Below are 16,365 nucleotides of genomic sequence, written 5' to 3' on the forward strand. Positions count from 1 at the left end.
TTAGGAGGCGTAAATGAGGTTGTAGGCACCAATTTGGTGCAGCGTAAACCTTCTGTACATTAATTGGTTAAACCTTGAGCAATTTCCGCTATAATCCGCGCCCCACTTTTTTAGTCGGCATTGCGCGCGCTGTTTTCAATGAAACTAATCGTAAAAGTCTTCCCAGAGATCACCATCAAGAGCCGCCCGGTTCGCAAGCGCTTCATCCGTCAACTGGGCCGCAACATCCGTACCGTGCTCAAGGACCTCGATCCTGCGCTCGCGGTTGACGGTGTCTGGGACAACCTCGAGGTGGTCACCCGCATCGAGGACGAGAAAGTCCTGCGCGAGATGATCGAGCGTCTGACCTGCATGCCGGGCATCGCCCACTTCCTGCAGGTCGACGAGTACCCGCTGGGCGACTTCGACGATATCGTCGCCAAGTGCAAGACCCACTTCGGTCACCTGCTGCCCGGCAAGCGCTTTGCGGTGCGTTGCAAGCGCGGCGGTCACCACGACTTCACCTCGATGGACGTCGACCGTTATGTCGGCAGCCAGCTGCGCCAGCAGTGCGGCGCCGCCGGTATCGACCTGCGCACCCCAGAGGTCGAGGTACGCATCGAGGTACGTGACAAGCTGCTGTATGTGATCCACAACCAGCACAAGGGCATCGGCGGCTACCCGCTGGGCACGCTGGAGCAGACCCTGGTGCTGATGTCCGGTGGTTTCGACTCCACCGTGGCGGCCTACCAGATGATGCGTCGCGGCCTGATGACCCACTTCTGCTTCTTCAACCTTGGCGGCCGTGCCCACGAACTGGGCGTGATGGAAGTCGCCCACTTCCTGTGGAAGAAATACGGCAGTAGCCAGCGCGTGCTGTTCGTCAGCGTGCCCTTTGAAGAAGTAGTGGGCGAGATTCTCGGCAAGGTCGACAACAGCTACATGGGCGTGACCCTGAAGCGCATGATGCTGCGCGCTGCGACCAATATCGCCGACCGCCTGGAGATCGACGCCCTGGTAACCGGCGAGGCGATCTCCCAGGTGTCCAGCCAGACCCTGCCGAACCTGGCGGTGATCGACTCGGCCACCGAGAAGCTGGTACTGCGTCCGCTGCTGGCCAGCCACAAGCAGGACATCATCGACCAGGCCAACGAGATCGGTACCGCCGAGTTCGCCAAACACATGCCTGAATACTGCGGCGTGATTTCGGTGAACCCGACCACGTGCGCCAAGCGTCATCGCCTTGAACATGAAGAAAAGCAGTTCGACATGGCTGTGCTCGAGCGCGCCCTGGAGCGTGCTCGCCTGGTGTCCATCGACCATGTGATCGATGAACTTGGCCAGGATATCCAGATCGAAGAAGTCAGCCAGGCGCTGGCCGGGCAAGTGGTGATCGACATTCGCCACCCCGACGCCCAGGAAGACCAGCCCCTGGAACTGGACGGCATCGAGGTCAAAGCCATGCCGTTCTACGCCCTGAACAGTCGCTTCAAGGAGCTGGACGCTACGCGCCAGTACCTGCTGTATTGCGACAAGGGTGTGATGAGTCGCCTGCATGCCCATCATTTGCTCAGTGAGGGACATGCCAATGTGCGCGTTTATCGTCCGACATAAAACGCCGGGGCTATATGGCGGGAGCATCCGCCATCGCCCTCCCGACCTGCGGGCCCGTTGAGTGCCATTCATTCATATTGGCCGCCTAGACTGGGCGGCAACCCGAATCCTCTGATCGAGATACACACGTGATCGAAAATCTGCGTAACATCGCCATCATCGCCCACGTTGACCATGGTAAAACCACCCTGGTCGACAAACTCCTGCGTCAGTCCGGCACTCTGGAGCGTAACGAGCTCAACGACGAGCGCGTCATGGACTCCAACGACCAGGAAAAAGAGCGCGGTATTACCATTCTGGCGAAAAACACCGCCATCAACTGGAACGGCTACCACATCAACATCGTCGACACCCCCGGCCACGCCGACTTCGGTGGCGAGGTTGAGCGTGTAATGTCGATGGTCGACTCCGTACTGCTGCTGGTCGACGCTCAAGACGGCCCTATGCCGCAAACCCGTTTCGTGACCAAGAAGGCCTTCGAAGCCGGCCTGCGTCCAATCGTGGTCATCAACAAGGTCGACCGTCCTGGCGCGCGTCCTGACTGGGTTCTGGACCAGATCTTCGATCTGTTCGACAACCTGGGTGCCACCGAAGAACAGTTGGACTTCAAAGTCGTCTACGCCTCGGCCCTGAACGGCATTGCCGGTCTGGACCACACCGACATGGCCGAAGACATGACCCCGCTGTACCAGTCGATCATCGACAACGTACCGGCGCCGGCTGTTGACCGTGACGGTCCGTTCCAGATGCAGATCTCGGCACTGGACTACAACAGCTTCCTGGGTGTTATCGGCGTTGGCCGTATCGCTCGTGGTCGCGTCAAGCCGAACACCCCGGTCGTGGCTATCGACGTCGACGGCAAGAAGCGCAACGGTCGTATCCTGAAGCTGATGGGTCACCACGGTCTGCACCGCGTTGACGTTGAAGAAGCTCAGGCTGGCGACATCGTCTGCATCAGCGGTTTCGACGAGCTGTTCATCTCCGACACCCTGTGCAGCCCTGACGCGGTCGAAGCGATGAAGCCGCTGACCGTCGACGAGCCAACCGTTTCGATGACCTTCCAGGTCAACGACTCGCCGTTCTGCGGTAAAGAAGGCAAGTTCGTCACCAGCCGCAACATCAAAGAGCGTCTGGACAAAGAGCTGCTGTACAACGTTGCACTGCGCGTTGAAGAAGGCGACTCGGCTGACAAGTTCAAGGTTTCCGGTCGTGGTGAGCTGCACCTGTCGGTTCTGATCGAAACCATGCGTCGTGAAGGCTTCGAAATGGGCGTTGGTCGTCCAGAAGTGATCATCCGCGAAGTCGACGGCGTCAAGCACGAGCCGTTCGAGAACGTCACCATCGACATCCCTGAAGATTCGCAGGGCAAGGTCATGGAAGAAATGGGTCTGCGTAAAGGCGACCTGACCAACATGGTTCCGGATGGCAAGGGCCGTGTACGCCTGGAATACAACATTCCAGCCCGTGGTCTGATCGGTTTCCGTAACCAGTTCCTGACCCTGACCAACGGTGCAGGTATCCTGACCTCGATCTTCGATCGCTACGCTCCGATGAAGTCCGGCCACATGTCCGGTCGTCAGAACGGCGTACTGGTATCGGTAGAGACCGGCAAGGCACTGACCTACTCCCTGGAAACCCTGCAGGCGCGCGGCAAGCTGTTCGTCGAGCACGGCCAGGAAATCTACAACGGTCAGATCGTTGGTCTGAACAGCCGTGACAACGACCTGGGCGTCAACCCTACCAAGGGCAAGAAGCTCGACAACATGCGTGCTTCGGGTAAAGACGAAACCATCGCTCTGGTTCCACCTGTTCGCTTCACCCTGGAACAGGCTCTGGAATTCATCCAGGACGACGAGCTGTGCGAAGTGACTCCTAAGTCGATCCGTCTTCGCAAGAAGATCCTCGACGAAGGCGAGCGTACCCGCGCTGCCAAGAAAGCCAAGGCTAACTAAGCCCGGCTGAAACGAAAACGCCCCCGGTCGCAAGGCCGGGGGCGTTTTTGTTTGTCTGCTAAGCCAATCGCGGGGCAAGCCTGCTCCCACTGTGGGAGCGGGCTTGCCCCGCGATGCGTCTAGCGGCGTGCTGCAGGTTTTGGAATGTACGCGCAATAGCCCGGGCGTGGTCCGATCCGCGGGTGGTTGCGGCAGGTGTCGGGGCGCTTGTCGTAAATGGTGCACAGGCGGCTTTTACGATCCAGGTACAAGCAGTCATCGTTGCTCATCTGCGCCAGGGTGAATATTCCCGACTTCTGATTGAAGCGCTGAATGATCCCGTCTTTCTGCAAACGCTTGGCGATGTTCTTTGGCGGCTCGCCCACCTCGAACTCATCCACCACGCCCATGCGGATCAGGTCTTTGATTTTCACTTCCGTCGGCAAGGAGCAGCAGGTCGAGTTGCAGCCTCCACACATATGGCTTTGGTATTTCTGCCAGGTATCCAGGCGGTCGACTTCGGCGGCGGCAATCAGGGTCGGTTTCATCAGGCTCAGGTTATTAGATGTTCTGGTGGGCGCGCGATCATACCGGAGTTGATCAAAATGTGAACAACCATTTGCCGGTTGCCCGTCTGCACGCTCGCTTTTGCGTACAAACTCCAGAACCTGCGCTGACGCTCTGTGTCGAAGGGTCTAGGCTGAACAGTCTCCATCCGCATTCGTCAACTTGCCCGAGGACGTCGCATGTCTCAGGAACCACTCGCACGTGACGCAGAGGTGGCCGCGTTTCGCACCGCTGTGATGGATAAATTGACTTACGCCGTCGGCAAGGACCCGGAGCACGCTTTCGAGCACGACTGGTTCGAGGCCATCGCCCTGGCGGCCCGTGATCACATGGTCGATCACTGGATGGATCACACCCGGCAGATCTACCGCAAGAGCCAGAAGCGGGTGTACTACCTGTCACTGGAGTTTCTCATCGGCCGCTTGCTCTACGACAGCCTGAGCAACCTGGGCCTGCTGGACATTGCCCGTGAGGCCTTGAGCGGGCTGGATGTCGATCTTGAGCGTATTCGCCTGCTGGAACCCGACGCGGCACTGGGTAATGGCGGCCTGGGTCGATTGGCGGCATGCTTCATGGAGAGCATGTCGACCCTGGGCATCGCGGCCCACGGCTATGGCATTCGCTACGAACATGGCCTGTTCCGCCAGGCGGTGGTCGATGGTTGGCAGCAGGAGCAGACCGAGAACTGGCTGGATTTCGGCAACCCCTGGGAGTTCGAGCGTGCCGAGGTGATCTACCCGATCAGCTTCGGCGGTAGCGTGGAAACCGTGCATGACGCCAACGGCCAGCAGCGCCAGGTCTGGTGGCCGGCCGAAACCGTCCGTGCGGTGGCCTACGACACGCCGGTGGTCGGCTGGCGCGGATCCAGCGTCAACACCTTGCGGCTATGGCGGGCGCGGGCGCTGGAGGAGCTGCACCTTGAGCGCTTCAATGCCGGCGACCATCTGGGGGCGGTAGCCGAAGTAGCCCGCGCCGAAAGCATCTCGCGGGTGCTGTACCCGGCCGACAGCACCGAGGCCGGCCAGGAGCTGCGCCTGCGCCAGGAGTACTTTTTTGTCTGTGCCTCGCTGCAGGACCTGCTGCGCCGTCACCTGAACATGCACGACAGCCTGCTCAACCTGCATGAGTCGGCGGCAATCCAGCTCAACGACACCCACCCCTCGATCGCCGTGGCCGAGCTGATGCGCCTGCTGGTCGACCAGCACGAGGTGCCCTGGGACACTGCCTGGCAACTGACCGTCGATACCCTGGCCTACACCAACCACACCCTGCTGCCCGAAGCCCTGGAAACTTGGCCGGTGGGGTTGATGGAGCGCATGCTGCCGCGGCACATGCAGATCATCTACCTGATCAACGCCTTTCATATCGACGCCCTGCGCGCCAAGGGCATTCACGATTTCGACGTGCTGCGCGCCGTGTCGTTGATCGAGGAAGACAATGGCCGGCGGGTGCGCATGGGCAACCTGGCGTTTCTCGGCTCGCACAGTGTCAACGGCGTCTCGGCGCTGCACACCAAGCTGATGCGCAGCACGGTGTTTTCCGAGCTGCACAAGCTGTATCCGGAGCGGATCAACAACAAGACCAACGGCATCACCTTTCGCCGCTGGCTTTTCCAGGCCAACCCACAGCTCACCGCCATGCTGGTCGAGGCCCTGGGCCCCGAGGTGCTCGACGATCCGCAAGGCAGGCTGCGGGCGTTGGAATCATTCGCCGACAAGCCGGCCTTCTGCAAGCAGTTCGCTGCCCAGCGCCTGCACAGCAAGCGCGCCCTGGCCAGCCTGATCCAGGAGCGCCTGGGCACCACGGTCAACCCCGAGGCGATGTTCGATGTGCAGGTCAAGCGCATCCACGAGTACAAGCGCCAGTTGCTCAACCTGCTGCACACCGTGGCCCTGTACCAGGCGATCCGCGCCGAGCCAGGCATGGGCTGGGTGCCGCGGGTGAAGATCTTCGCCGGCAAGGCGGCGGCCAGTTACCACCAGGCCAAACTGATCATCAAGCTGAGCAACGACATCGCCCGGGTGGTGAACAACGACCCGACCGTGCGCGGCCTGCTCAAGGTGGTGTTCCTGCCCAACTACAACGTGAGTCTTGCCGAAAGCATCATTCCGGCGGCTGATCTTTCCGAGCAGATATCCACCGCCGGTTACGAGGCATCGGGCACCAGCAACATGAAGTTCGGCCTCAACGGCGCGCTGACCATCGGTACCCTCGATGGCGCCAACGTGGAGATGAGCCAGGAGGTGGGGACCGAGAACATGTTCATCTTCGGCTTGAGCGCCCAGCAGGTCGAGGCCCGTAAGCGCAGTGGCGACTTTGGCGCGAGCACCGCGATCGGCGCCTCCCATCGGCTCAATGATGTGCTCCAGGCCATTCGTGGCGGGGTGTTTTCGCCCGACGACCCGGCCCGCTACGTGGGGTTGGTGGACTCGCTGGTAGCCTATGACCGCTTTCTGGTGTGCGCCGATTTCGATGCGTACTGGGAGGCGCAACTGCGTGTCGAAGCGCTCTGGCGCGACCCCAGGCAGTGGTGGCGCACGGCGGTGCTCAACACCGCGCGCATGGGCTGGTTCTCCTCCGATCGGACCATTCGCGAGTACGCGACGCAGATCTGGAGAGCCCTGGACTAAGCTGCATGCATCGGCCCGGGAGTGATGAACTCTCGGGCCGATGTGCCGTCTGATCGGGCAAGCGTGTCTCATTGCTCGCTAGCGCTTCACTCTCCCTGTAAACTGCGTGGGTTTTTATTACCCCATTCTTCGGAGCCTTACATGTCCCGCGTTACCCTGAGTCGCTATTTGATTGAGCAGACCCGCAGCAACAGTACCCCTGCCGATCTGCGCTTCCTGATCGAAGTGGTGGCGCGTGCGTGCAAGGAAATCAGCCACAACGTCTCCAAGGGCGCCCTGGGCGGCGTTCTGGGCAGCATGGGCACTGAAAACGTGCAGGGCGAAGTCCAGAAGAAACTGGACGTGATTTCCAACGACATCCTGCTCGAAGCCAACGAGTGGGGCGGTCACCTGGCCGGCATGGCGTCCGAAGAAATGGACAACGCCTACCAGATCCCGGGCAAATACCCGAAGGGCGCCTACCTGTTGGTATTCGACCCGCTGGACGGTTCGTCGAACATCGACGTCAACGTGTCGGTCGGCACCATCTTCTCGGTCCTGCGTTGCCCTAACGAGTATCTGAGCCAGAACGAAAGCCTGAACGAGCAGGCCTTCCTGCAGCCAGGCACCAAGCAGGTTGCTGCCGGCTACGCGATCTACGGCCCGCAAACCATGCTGATCCTGACCCTGGGCAACGGCGTCAAGGGCTTCACCCTGGACCGCGAGCTCGGCAGTTTCGTCCTGACCCACGAGAACATCAAGGTGCCGGAAACCACCGCCGAGTTCGCCATCAACATGTCCAACCAGCGTCACTGGGAAGCCCCGGTCAAGCGCTACGTCGGCGAGTTGCTGGAAGGTGAGACCGGCCCGCTGAAAAAGAACTACAACATGCGCTGGATCGCCTCGATGGTTGCCGACGTGCATCGCATCCTGACCCGCGGCGGCCTGTTCATGTACCCGCGCGATGCCCGCGAGCCTTCCAAACCGGGCAAGCTGCGCCTGATGTACGAAGCCAACCCGATGTCCTTCATCATCGAACAGGCCGGCGGTGCATCCACCGACGGCAACCAGCGCATCCTCGACATCCAGCCCGAGAGCCTGCACCAGCGTGTGGCGGTGTTCCTCGGTTCCAAGCAGGAAGTCGAGCGCGTTACCGGTTATCACCAGGAGTAAGTCATGCTCGCACCTTGGCAGCCGTTGCTGGAGTGGTGGTTCGGATGGGGCACCAGCCCCCAGGACGTCGCTGACGAGAAGAGTACGCTGTGGTTTGGCAAGCACCACGACGCCGAGGCGCAAGAGCGTTTCGGCGACCTGGTCGAACAAGCCCTGGCCGGCGGTCTGGAAGAGTGGCTGCAAAGCCCGCAGGGTTGGCTTGGCCTGGTCCTGCTGCTCGACCAGCTGCCGCGTATGATCTACCGCGACACGCCGCGTGCCTTCGATGGCGACCGGCGTGCCCAGGTGCTGGTGATGCAGGGTCTGGACAAGGCCTGGGACTATCAACTGCTGCCGATCCAGCGGGTGTTCATCCTGCTGGTGCTGGAACATGCCGAAGTGCTGGACTGGCAGAACGTCAGCATCGAACGCTATCGCTTGTTGCTCGATGCCCAACCCGACAGCGACCGGCGTTTGTTCGAGGGTTTCCTCGATTACGCCGAACAGCACCAGCGAGTGATTGCCCGCTTTGGTCGGTTCCCGCACCGCAATCTGATCCTGAATCGGCCAAGTACCGATGAAGAGATGGATTTCTTGCTGGAGCCGGGTTCGCGGTTCTGAGCTGGATTCAATCGTGGGGCAAGCCCGCTCCTGCCACAGGAGCGGGCTTGCCCCGCGATCAGTTTCAGATCCTGAAACTCCCCACCAGATGCTTCAACCGCTCGACCTGATGCTCCAGGTCATTGCAGGCACGCAACGTCGCTTGCAGGTTCTCCACCCCTTCCTGATTCAGCGTATTGATCTCGGTAATGTCGACATTGATCGATTCGACCACGGCCGTCTGCTCTTCAGTGGCGGTGGCCACCGACTGGTTCATGCCATCGATCTCGCCGATACGCTGGGTCACGCTGCCCAGTCGCTCACCCGCCTGGTTGGCGATCCCTACACTGTGTTCGCTGTGGCTCTGGCTTTCGGTCATGGTGCTGACCGCAACGCGGGCACCGGCCTGCAGTTCCTCGATGATGCGCTGTACCTGTTGCGCCGAGTCCTGAGTACGGTGGGCCAGGTTGCGGACTTCGTCGGCGACCACGGCAAAGCCGCGGCCGGCTTCACCGGCGCGGGCCGCCTCGATGGCGGCATTGAGCGCCAGCAGGTTGGTCTGCTGGGAAATGCCACTGATCACTTCGAGAATCTGGCCGATGTTCACCGTGTTGGCGTTCAGGGTCTCGATGTTGCCGCACGAATCGCTGATCTTCGCTGACAGCTGGTTCATCACCTCGATGGTCTGCTCGACCACCTGCTGGCCATCGGCAGCCAGGTTGCGTGCTTCGCTGGAGTGCTGGGAGGCGAGGGCGGCGTTCTGGGCGATTTCCTGGGCAGCGGCACCGAGCTCGTTGATGGCTGCTGCCACGCTGCTGGTGCGGCTTGATTGCTGGTCGGCATTGAAAATCGACGCGTTGGAGGCGCTCACCACCCGCAGGGCAACTTCGTTGACCTGGCCGCTGGCCGAGGCCACTTCGCGGATCGACTCGTGGATGCGCTCGACGAAGCGGTTGAATGACTGGCCCAGGCTGCCGAACTCATCCTGGCCGTGAATGGCCAGACGGCGGGTGAGGTCGCCTTCACCTTCGGCGATATCGTGCATGGCCCGGCCCATCACATGCAGCGGTTCCATCAGCACGCGAATCAGCACGCCGAGCAGGGCGATGATGATCAGCACGGCGATCACCGTGGCGATGATGGCCGTGGTGCGCAGCTCGCTGAGCATGGCGAAGGCGAAGTCCTGGTCGAGTTCCAGGGCCACATACCAGTCCGCCGACGGCACGCCGCTGACCTTGGTGAAAGTGATGAACTGGGCGTTGCCGCCGCGCTCGGTTTCCTTGAGCCCGCTGCCGATCTGCGGGGTGTGCCGAGGGTAGGCTTCGCTGAGGTTCTTCAGCACAAGCTTCGAATCGGGATGTACCAGGATCTTGCCGTCACCGTTGACGATGAACGCCTGGCCGTGACCGTCGAAGTTCAGTGCGTTGATGATCGCACTGATGCTGTCCAGGTCGGTGTCGGCACCGTTGATGCCGATCAGTCGGCCCTGGTACTGCACGGGTGTGGCCAGGGTGATCACCAGCTTGTTCGCCGAGGCCGAGATGTACGGTTCGGTGATGATGGTCTGCCCGGCACTGCTGGCGGCCTTGTACCAGCCCCGTACGCGTGGGTCGTAGTCCGCGGCGCGGTTGCCCAGCGGCACCGACTGCATGTAGCCGTCCTGGCCGCCGAAATAGGTCAGCAGGAAATTGCTGCCATACACCGGCAAATTGAGGCTACGAGTCAGGCTGTCTTTGCTGGCGCCATCGACGGCCACCTGCTGGGACAGTGACTGCAGGATCTGGATGCGGCTTTGCAGCCAGATCTGGATGTTGCTGCTGGTCAGGCTGCCCAGTTCCTGCATCGACGCCTGGGTGTTGGCGAGCAGCGTCTGGCGCTGGCGGTAGTCGTTGAACAGGATGAAGCAGGTAAAGGCGACAGCAACCACCAGGGCGGCGGCGAGCAGAATCTTGTGGCTGAACTTCAGGTTTTTTGTCATTGCGGAGTCTGTCTGCACAAGGCGGGTCAACGGAGAGGGCGCGGCAATACGTCGCAGCGCCGTTCTGTGTCGTCCGCTCCAGGCAAAAGATTAGGTCGTTGCAGGTCTATACGACCAAAGGCAGGGATTTGGCGTCAGGAAAGCGTGCAGCGCCGGGAACCAGAACCCGTTTTTCCCTTCTAAGCTGTCGGTAGGCCACTGCGCCTGCACCCTCATGTCCAGGAGTGACCCTTCATGTCGTTGCGTTCCCTCGCCCTGCTGTCCTTGTGCGTGTTTCTGACTGCGTGCAACAAGATCAATCAGGAAAACTATTCAAAGATCAAAGCCGGTATGGCGAAGGCCGAAGTCGAGCAATTGCTTGGCGCCCCCAAGGAGTGCTCCGGCGCACTGGGCATGTCCAGTTGCACCTGGGGTGACGAGAAAACCTTCATCAGCGTGCAGTACGCCGCCGACAAGGTGCTGATGTACTCCGGGCAGGGACTCAAATGAAACGGCTACACCTGCTGCTGGCCCTGTGCGCCGGCTTGATCCTGGGTGGCTGTGCCAACTCGGGAACGGGCCCGGTACCGCCCAAGACCGTCGAAAAGGTCGACCTCAAGCGTTATCAGGGCAAATGGTTCGAACTGGCGCGTCTGCCGATGTACTTCCAGCGCGACTGCGCCCAGTCCGAGGCGCACTACAACCTCAAGCCTGACGGTACGATGGGTGTGCTCAACCGCTGCATGACCCTTGAAGGCGAATGGCAGGAAGCCAGCGGCACTGCCTCGCCGCAGGAGCCAGGCAAGACCGACAAGCTCTGGGTAACATTCGACAACTGGTTCTCGAAAGTGCTGCCGGGTGGCATCAAGGGCGACTATTGGGTGCTCTACATCGGCGACGACTACCAGACCGCGCTGGTCGGTAATCCGGATCGCAAGTACTTGTGGATCCTGTCGCGCAAGCCGGTGATCCCGGCGCTGGAGCGCGAGAGCCTGCTGGCCAAGGCACGCCAGCAGGGGTATGACACGACCCGCCTGATCTGGCGGGTGTCGGACCGGGACATGGTGGCGCACAAGCGCTGATGGCTGTGGGAGCAGCGGTGCGGGTATTCCAGGCTGTGAATATTTGATGGTTGGACGGGCCTCTTGCGGGGCAAGTCGAGACGTCGCACCGCCGCTCCCACAGGATTTGTAGGAGCGGGCTTGCCCCGCGATCCGCTTACCCCAGCAACGTGCGCAGTACCCCGGCGAACGCCCGGGCACTCTCTTCCTCATCGGCATGGCGCCCCTGGCGCACTACCCACGTGCCGTTGACCATCACATCCCGCACCTGGCGATCGCCGCCGGCAAACAACCAGCGGTTGAGGATGCCGTCGTCACTGGCAGTGGCCAGGTACGGATCGTTGCCGTCGAGCACCAGCCAGTCAGCCCGTTTGCCCACCGCCAGCTCGCCTATCGGCTGCCCCAGCGCCTGGGCGCCGCCACTCAAGGCTGCGTCATACAAGGTGCGTCCGACCATCGGCTGATCGCCCCGGTACAGGCGATTGCGGCGCTGGTCGCGCAGGCGCTGGCCATATTCGAGCCAGCGCAGCTCTTCGACCACGCTCAGTGACACATGGCTGTCTGAGCCGATGCCCAGGCGACCGCCCTGGGCCAGGTAGTCTACCGCCGGGAAGATGCCGTCACCCAGGTTGGCCTCGGTGGTCAGGCACAGGCCGGCAACGGCACCGCTGCGGGCCATCAGTTGCACTTCATCGGGTTCGGCATGGGTGGCGTGGACCAGGCACCAGCGCGGGTCGACTTCGGTGTTTTCGAACAACCACTGCAAGGGCCGGCGCCCGCTCCAGCTCAGGCAGTCGTCGACTTCCTTCTGTTGCTCGGCAATGTGGATATGCACCGGGCAGCCTTTGTCGCTGGCCGCCAGTACCTGGGCAACCTGCTCCGGCGTCACTGCGCGCAGGGAGTGAAAGCACAGGCCCAGCCGTTGTGCCGGTTGGCGGGTCAGTTGCGGCACCAGTCGCGCCTGCAGGTCCAGATACTGCTCGGTGCTGTTGATAAAGCGCCGTTGGCCTTCATTGGGGGCCTGGCCGCCGAACCCCGAATGGCTGTAGAGCACGGGCAGCAGGGTCAGGCCGATGCCGCTGCTGCTGGCCGCCTGGCTGATGCGCAGCGACAACTCGGCAGGGTCGGCATAGGCTTGACCCTGGGTGTCATGGTGAACGTAGTGGAATTCGGCGACCGAGGTGTAGCCGGCCTTGAGCATCTCGATGTATAGCTGGCGGGCGATGACCTGCAACTGCTCGGGGCTGATCTTGCCGACCAGTCGGTACATCAGCTCGCGCCAGGTCCAGAAGCTGTCATTGGGGTTGCCGGCGACTTCGGCAAGCCCGGCCATGGCGCGTTGGAAGGCATGGGAGTGCAGGTTGGGCATGCCCGGCAGCAGCGGGCCTGCCAGGCGTTCGGCACCTTGGGCCGAGCCGCCAGGCTGAATGCGTGCCAGTAGGCCATCGGCGCCGACCTCGATACGGACGTTTTCGGCCCAACCCGTAGGCAGCAAAGCGCGCTCGGCAAAGAAGACGGACATCGACCCACACCTCATTGTGATTATTTGTATATACATATACAGACGTTTGCCTGCTGGGTAAACTCCGGCAAGCTACCGTTCATTCAACCGAACAAGGATATCTTCCGTGCCGACACCTCCTGTCTCCGCGCTGGTTGCCCAGATGGGCGAGGGTCCGGCGCCGCTGTATGCCCGGGTCAAGCAGATGATTGCCCAACAGATCCAGAATGGCAGCTGGCCGCCGCACCATCGGGTGCCGTCGGAAAGCGAACTGGTCACCCAGCTGGGTTTCAGCCGCATGACCATCAACCGCGCCTTGCGTGAGCTGACCGCCGAAGGATTGTTGGTGCGCATGCAAGGCGTGGGGACCTTCGTGGCCGAGCCCAAGACCCGCTCGGCGCTGTTCGAGGTCAACAACATTGCCGACGAGATCGCGGTCCGTGGTCATGAGCACAGTTGCAAGGTGGTGATCCTGGCCGAGGAGGCCGCCGGTTCCGAGCGCGCCCTGGCCCTGGACATGCGCGAAGGCCAGCGAGTGTTCCATTCTTTGATCGTGCATTACGAAAACGGCATTGCCGTGCAGATCGAAGACCGCTTCGTCAATGCAGCGGTCGCACCCGATTACCTCAAGCAGGACTTCACCCGGCAAACTCCCTACGCCTATTTGTCCCAGGTCGCACCGCTGACCGAAGGCGAGCATGTGGTCGAGGCGATTCTGGCCGAGCCGGAAGAATGCCGCCTGCTGCAAATCGAACAGAGCGAGCCGTGCCTGCTGATCCGCCGCCGCACCTGGTCGGGCCGCGTGCCGGTCACGGCGGCTCGCCTGATTCACCCCGGTTCCCGTCACCGTCTGGAAGGACGCTTCAGCAAATGAGCCAGTTGCAGGTTTTACGCGCCAAAGACTACCCCCGCATGCCGTGGAAGAACGGTGGCGGCAGTACTGAAGAAATCACCCGCGATGCGGGTGTGGGCCTGGACGGCTTCGGCTGGCGCCTGTCGATAGCCGATATCGCCGAGTCGGGCGGTTTTTCCAGCTTCGCCGGTTACCAGCGGATCATCACCGTGCTCGAAGGCGAGGGTATGCGCCTGCTGGTCGATGGCCAGCCCACAAGGCCGCTGTTGCCGTTCGATGCCTTTGCCTTCAGGGGTGAGAGCCAGGTCAGTTGCACGTTGCTTGGTGCCTCGATTCGCGACTTCAACCTGATCTACGCCCCCGAGCGTTACCAGGCTCGCCTGCAATGGCTCGACGGCACTCAACGGGCATTCAGCTCGGCCTCGACCGTGCTGCTGTTCGCGGTTTCTGCCCAGGTGGACGTCGCCGTAGCCGGGCAGGGGGAGCACCGACTTGGTCGCTACGATTGCCTGCAGCTTGAAGGCAACCACAGCCTGCAGACGATCAACATACAAGGCCGCTGCTGCCTGATCGAGCTGTCCCCGCACTGAAGACGTAACAGCCTCGGGCCACATACGGTGGCCGGGGCTGTTACCGATTGACCCGAAGTGGTGCAACGCCACTGGTCGGCTTCTCCTTCCGAAAAACACCGCCCAAAAAAATATTTCAGACCTTGTCCAAGGCCTGCGGGGCTTTAGCGCCTGCATCAGCGCCGCTTGAAGGACGCGTGCGAGAAGTTGGCATTTCAATTGCCTATGCTTGTACATACAAGTAAATATGTGTTTGTATAAGTCCATGACACACCCAATGCCTGGGTTGGTTTGGACTGATCGCTTAGGAGCCATTTCCGTGACTGACAACAATTTCAAAAAATTCCGTGACGTCGAAATCCGCGCAGCCCGCGGCAACAAGCTCACCGCCAAAAGCTGGCTGACTGAAGCCCCGCTGCGCATGCTGATGAACAACCTCGACCCGGAAGTGGCAGAGAACCCCAAGGAGCTGGTGGTTTATGGCGGCATCGGCCGCGCTGCACGCAACTGGGAGTGCTACGACAAGATCGTCGAGAGCCTCACCAACCTGAACGACGACGAAACCCTGCTGGTGCAGTCGGGCAAGCCGGTCGGCGTGTTCAAGACCCACAGCAACGCCCCGCGCGTGCTGATCGCCAACTCCAACCTGGTGCCGCACTGGGCCAACTGGGAACACTTCAACGAACTGGATGCCAAGGGCCTGGCCATGTACGGCCAGATGACCGCCGGCAGCTGGATCTACATCGGCAGCCAGGGCATCGTCCAGGGCACCTACGAAACCTTCGTCGAAGCCGGTCGCCAGCACTACAACGGCAGCCTCAAGGGCAAGTGGGTACTGACCGCAGGCCTGGGCGGCATGGGCGGTGCCCAGCCACTGGCCGCGACCCTGGCCGGTGCCTGCTCGCTGAACATCGAATGCCAGCAGAGCCGCATCGACTTCCGCCTGAGCAGCCGCTATGTCGACGAGCAAGCCAAGGACCTGGACGACGCCCTGGCCCGTATCGCCAAGTACACCGCCGAAGGCAAGGCCATCTCCATCGCCCTGCTGGGCAACGCCGCCGAAATCCTGCCGGAACTGGTCAAGCGTGGCGTGCGTCCCGACATGGTCACCGACCAGACCAGCGCCCACGACCCACTGAACGGCTACCTGCCAGCCGGCTGGACCTGGGAACAGTACCGCGACCGCGCCCAGACCGACCCGGCTGCCGTGGTCAAGGCTGCCAAGCAATCGATGGCCGTACACGTCCAGGCCATGCTCGATTTCCAGAAGCAGGGCATCCCGACCTTCGACTATGGCAACAACATTCGCCAGATGGCCAAGGAAGAAGGCGTCAGCAATGCCTTTGACTTCCCGGGTTTCGTACCGGCCTACATCCGTCCGCTGTTCTGCCGCGGTATCGGTCCGTTCCGCTGGGCGGCACTGTCGGGCAACGCTGAAGACATCTACAAGACCGACGCCAAGGTCAAGGAACTGATCGCCGACGACGCCCACCTGCACAACTGGCTGGACATGGCGCGCGAGCGCATCAGCTTCCAGGGACTGCCGGCACGTATCTGCTGGGTTGGCCTGGGCCTGCGCGCCAAACTGGGCCTGGCCTTCAACGAAATGGTCCGCAGCGGCGAGCTGTCGGCGCCGATCGTCATCGGCCGCGACCACCTGGACTCGGGCTCGGTGTCCAGCCCCAACCGCGAGACCGAGTCGATGCAGGATGGCTCCGACGCCGTCTCCGACTGGCCACTGCTCAACGCCCTGCTCAATACCGCCAGCGGCGCGACCTGGGTTTCGCTGCACCACGGTGGCGGCGTCGGCATGGGCTTCTCCCAGCACTCGGGCATGGTGATCGTCTGCGACGGTACCGATGAAGCGGCCGAGCGTATCGCTCGCGTACTGCACAACGACCCGGCCACCGGCGTCATGCGTCACGCCGATGCCGGCTACCAGATCGCCATCGACTGCGCCAAGGAACAAGGC

Annotated in this window: 13 protein-coding genes and 1 pseudogene; 10 read left to right on the forward strand and 4 right to left on the reverse strand. The window is 61.7% G+C overall.

Features of this window, described 5'->3' with window-relative positions; translation table 11 throughout:
* Positions 1 to 138 precede the first annotated feature (138 nt).
* Together thiI and typA are read left to right on the forward strand one after the other, a co-directional pair.
* Positions 139 to 1,593: a tRNA uracil 4-sulfurtransferase ThiI gene (thiI, locus tag H621_RS0113840; protein ID WP_028943977.1), complete on the forward strand. Its 1,455-nt coding sequence runs from the start codon at positions 139 to 141 to the stop codon at positions 1,591 to 1,593.
* 128 nt (positions 1,594 to 1,721) lie between these two features.
* Complete coding sequence (gene typA / locus H621_RS0113845) at positions 1,722 to 3,545, forward strand: translational GTPase TypA (protein ID WP_028943978.1); 1,824 nt, start codon at positions 1,722 to 1,724, stop codon at positions 3,543 to 3,545.
* A gap of 119 nt (positions 3,546 to 3,664) precedes the next feature.
* Here typA and H621_RS0113850 read toward each other — a convergent pair whose 3' ends face one another.
* Positions 3,665 to 4,072, reverse strand: a complete 408-nt coding sequence (locus tag H621_RS0113850) for a YkgJ family cysteine cluster protein (RefSeq protein ID WP_028943979.1) — start codon at positions 4,070 to 4,072, stop codon at positions 3,665 to 3,667.
* 198 nt (positions 4,073 to 4,270) lie between these two features.
* Between H621_RS0113850 and H621_RS0113855 the strand changes: the two genes are divergently transcribed.
* The 3 genes from H621_RS0113855 to H621_RS0113865 all read left to right on the forward strand — a co-directional run bounded on the left by H621_RS0113855 (position 4,271) and on the right by H621_RS0113865 (position 8,473).
* Positions 4,271 to 6,721, forward strand: coding sequence for a glycogen/starch/alpha-glucan phosphorylase (locus H621_RS0113855; RefSeq protein WP_028943980.1), 2,451 nt, complete (start codon positions 4,271 to 4,273; stop codon positions 6,719 to 6,721).
* 141 nt (positions 6,722 to 6,862) lie between these two features.
* Entirely contained in the window at positions 6,863 to 7,873 is a 1,011-nt protein-coding gene (locus H621_RS0113860; protein WP_028943981.1) for a class 1 fructose-bisphosphatase, read from the forward strand.
* A 3-nt stretch (positions 7,874 to 7,876) separates the two neighbouring features.
* A complete protein-coding gene (locus H621_RS0113865) occupies positions 7,877 to 8,473 on the forward strand; it encodes a DUF924 family protein (protein WP_028943982.1) in 597 nt (198 codons plus the stop codon).
* 64 nt (positions 8,474 to 8,537) lie between these two features.
* On the opposite strand, the gene H621_RS29230 is transcribed toward H621_RS0113865, so the two are convergent.
* Positions 8,538 to 9,368, reverse strand: a complete 831-nt coding sequence (locus tag H621_RS29230; RefSeq protein WP_371919729.1) for a methyl-accepting chemotaxis protein — start codon at positions 9,366 to 9,368, stop codon at positions 8,538 to 8,540.
* Between the two features lie 24 nt (positions 9,369 to 9,392).
* A pseudogene (locus H621_RS29235) lies at positions 9,393 to 10,430 on the reverse strand (HAMP domain-containing protein); the annotation flags it as partial.
* A 234-nt stretch (positions 10,431 to 10,664) separates the two neighbouring features.
* Between H621_RS29235 and H621_RS0113875 the strand changes: the two are divergent.
* Both H621_RS0113875 and H621_RS0113880 read left to right on the forward strand, forming a co-directional pair.
* Positions 10,665 to 10,919, forward strand: coding sequence for a hypothetical protein (locus H621_RS0113875; RefSeq protein ID WP_028943984.1), 255 nt, complete (start codon positions 10,665 to 10,667; stop codon positions 10,917 to 10,919).
* Positions 10,916 to 11,491 (forward strand): lipocalin family protein, encoded by a 576-nt coding sequence (locus H621_RS0113880; RefSeq protein WP_028943985.1) that lies wholly within the window; start codon positions 10,916 to 10,918, stop codon positions 11,489 to 11,491. The genes H621_RS0113875 and H621_RS0113880 overlap by 4 nt, the downstream gene beginning before the upstream one ends.
* 136 nt (positions 11,492 to 11,627) lie before the next feature.
* Here the strand turns inward: H621_RS0113880 and H621_RS0113885 are convergent, their stop codons facing one another.
* Complete coding sequence (locus H621_RS0113885) at positions 11,628 to 12,992, reverse strand: formimidoylglutamate deiminase (RefSeq protein WP_028943986.1); 1,365 nt, start codon at positions 12,990 to 12,992, stop codon at positions 11,628 to 11,630.
* Positions 12,993 to 13,134: 142 nt separating this feature from the next.
* Between H621_RS0113885 and hutC the strand changes: the two genes are divergently transcribed.
* The 3 genes from hutC to hutU form a co-directional block, all read left to right on the forward strand.
* Positions 13,135 to 13,845, forward strand: coding sequence for a histidine utilization transcriptional repressor HutC (gene hutC, locus H621_RS0113890; protein WP_167332117.1), 711 nt, complete (start codon positions 13,135 to 13,137; stop codon positions 13,843 to 13,845).
* Complete coding sequence (locus H621_RS0113895; RefSeq protein WP_028943988.1) at positions 13,842 to 14,414, forward strand: HutD/Ves family protein; 573 nt, start codon at positions 13,842 to 13,844, stop codon at positions 14,412 to 14,414. The genes hutC and H621_RS0113895 overlap by 4 nt, the downstream gene beginning before the upstream one ends.
* A 298-nt stretch (positions 14,415 to 14,712) precedes the next feature.
* The coding region (gene hutU / locus H621_RS0113900; protein ID WP_028943989.1) for a urocanate hydratase at positions 14,713 to 16,365 on the forward strand (1,653 nt) is incomplete at its 3' end.

Source organism: Pseudomonas vranovensis DSM 16006, from assembly GCF_000425805.1.
Taxonomy (GTDB): Bacteria; Pseudomonadota; Gammaproteobacteria; order Pseudomonadales; family Pseudomonadaceae; genus Aquipseudomonas; species Aquipseudomonas vranovensis.